Genomic DNA, 2401 nt, shown 5'->3' on the forward strand with positions numbered 1-2401 from the left:
GTAAGCGGCTGGCGAACCCATCTTGCGGGTCTCGTTGTGCCGACAGATAGTGTCCGCTTAAATTTAAGCGGACGCGATGATGGGCACAGAATTAGCGGTTAAGCGTGTACGGCGCTCCTACTCGAAGCAGTTCAAGAGCGAGGTTGTGGCCGAGTGCAAGGCTGGGGACAGATCGGTGTCGAGCGTGGCGCTCAAGTACGGCATGAACGCCAATATCGTGCACAAATGGCTTCGGTTGGCGGAGGCAGGGCAACTGGCGATGGCGACGCCGTCGTTCATTCCAATTGCCGCACCTTCGCGTGCGACGTCAATGCCCGCGTTACGCCAAGATATCCAGATCGATGTCGCCCGGGGCGATACGCGCATCATCGTGCGATGGCCCCTGGAGGACGCAGTCGGTTGTGCCACCTGGTTACGGGACTGGCTGCGATGATCCGTGTCGACCAAATCTGGCTAGCGGTCGAGCCGCTGGATATGCGCGCCGGCAGCGACACGGCGATGGCTCGCGTGGTGAAGGTGTTTGGCGCGGCCCGCCCGCATCACGCGTATCTGTTCGCCAACCGTCGCGGCAATCGCATGAAGGTGTTGGTGCATGACGGCATCGGCGTATGGCTGGCGGCGCGGCGCCTGAACAAGGGCCGCTTCATCTGGCCCGGCGAGGGGCTGGCCACGGAGCTTGCCCTCACGCCGGAGCAGTTGCAGGCGCTGGTGCTCGGGCTACCCTGGCAGCGCTTGGGCGAGCACGGGGTGATCACAATCCTCTGATGCCGGTGCAATCCGGTGTTGATCCAATGGGCAGCGGTGCCAGGCTCTGGCAAACTGAGCCCCATGAACTTACCCGCAAACCTCGACCACCTCAGCCCGGAGCAGCTTCGCACGCTCGCGGCTGAGCTGATCGCCAAGGTCGGCGAGAAGGATCGCGAACTCCACTACCGTCAGACGCGTATCGACCAACTCACGCATGAGATGGCGATGATCAAGCGGTACCAGTTCGGCAAACGCAGCGAGCAGCTCGACAGCACGCAAGCGAGCCTGCTCGACGAGAGCATCGATGCCGATATCGCGGCCATCGAAGAAGAGCTCGCGCAGCTAAGCACCCAGCCTGCAACGCCTGCCGAGGCGCCGCAAAAGCCCAAACGCGCGCCGCTGCCGGCAAACCTGCCGCGTACCGTCATCCACCACGAACCCGAGTCGAGCACGTGTGGCTGTGGTTGCGAGATGAAGCGCATCGGCGAGGACGTGGCCGAGAAGCTGGACTACGTCCCGGGTGTCTTTACGGTGGAGCGTCACGTGCGTGGCAAGTGGGTGTGCGCCGAGTGCGAGACGCTGGCCCAGGCGCCTGTGCCGGCTCACGTGATCGACAAGGGTATCCCGACGGCCGGGCTGCTCGCCCAAGTGCTGGTGGCCAAGTACGCCGACCACTTGCCGCTGTATCGTCAAGAAAAGATCTTTGCACGCGCAGGCTTGGCCTTGCCGCGTTCGACCTTGGGGCAATGGGTTGGCGTGTGTGGCGTACGGCTGCAGCCCTTGGTCGACGCGTTGCGCGAAGCGTTGCTCACGCACGGCGTGCTGCACGCCGACGAGACGCCAGTGCAGATGCTCGATCCAGGCAAGAAGAAAACGCACCGTGCCTATCTGTGGGCGTACTGCCCCACAAGTTATGAGTCCGTGCGCGGTGTGGTCTACGACTTTGCGCCGAGCCGTGCCGGTGAGCATGCGCGCGCCTTCCTGAAAGACTGGCAAGGCAAGCTCGTGTGCGACGATTACGCGGGCTATAAGGCGAGTTTCGGCGCGGACGTGATCGAACTCGGCTGCATGGCGCATGCCCGGCGCAAATTCTACGAACTGCACGCCAATCATAAAAGCGAGGTGGCGGGTCAGGCGCTGGCGTACATCGGCATGCTCTACGACGTTGAGCGCGAGGTGGCGACACTCAGCCCAGACGAGCGGCGGTGCGTGCGCCAGGAGAAGGCACGTGCCGTGGCCGATGCATTGCATGCCTGGATGATCAGCCAACGGCAAAAAGTGCCAGACGGATCGGCCATCGCCAAAGCACTGGATTACAGCATCAAACGCTGGGAAGCGCTCACGCGCTACCTCGACGATGGCAATGCGCCGATCGATAACAACTGGGTGGAAAACCAGATCCGCCCCTGGGCGATTGGGCGCTCGAACTGGCTGTTCGCGGGATCGCTGCGAGCGGGCCAACGCGCGGCCGCCGTCATGAGCCTGGTGCGTTCTGCACAGCTAAACGGCCTGGATCCGCATGCGTACCTGAAGGACGTGCTGGAGAGGTTGCCGACACAGCGCGCCAGCGCCATCAGTGATCTGCTGCCGCACCGTTGGACGCCTGCCGTCCGTTGAAACCTCATCCGTCAAGACGGGTTTGCTAGCCGCTTAC

At 63.1% G+C, this 2401-nt stretch carries 3 protein-coding genes; all 3 read left to right on the forward strand.

Going from position 1 to position 2401, the window contains the following annotated elements; genetic code table 11:
* Positions 1-79 precede the first annotated feature (79 nt).
* The 3 genes from tnpA (at position 80) to tnpC (ending at position 2364) form a co-directional block, all read left to right on the forward strand.
* Entirely contained in the window at positions 80-433 is a 354-nt protein-coding gene (gene tnpA, locus PCE31106_RS23815) for an IS66-like element accessory protein TnpA (protein WP_246174910.1), read from the forward strand.
* Positions 430-765, forward strand: a complete 336-nt coding sequence (gene tnpB, locus PCE31106_RS23820; RefSeq protein ID WP_107338546.1) for an IS66 family insertion sequence element accessory protein TnpB — start codon at positions 430-432, stop codon at positions 763-765. The genes tnpA and tnpB overlap by 4 nt, the downstream gene beginning before the upstream one ends.
* Before the next feature lie 63 nt (positions 766-828).
* Positions 829-2364 (forward strand): IS66 family transposase, encoded by a 1536-nt coding sequence (gene tnpC / locus PCE31106_RS23825; RefSeq protein WP_107338547.1) that lies wholly within the window; start codon positions 829-831, stop codon positions 2362-2364.
* The last annotated feature ends 37 nt before the right edge of the window (positions 2365-2401 follow it).

The sequence above is a fragment of the Pandoraea cepalis genome (assembly GCF_902459665.1).
GTDB classification, from domain to species: domain Bacteria; phylum Pseudomonadota; class Gammaproteobacteria; order Burkholderiales; family Burkholderiaceae; genus Pandoraea; species Pandoraea cepalis.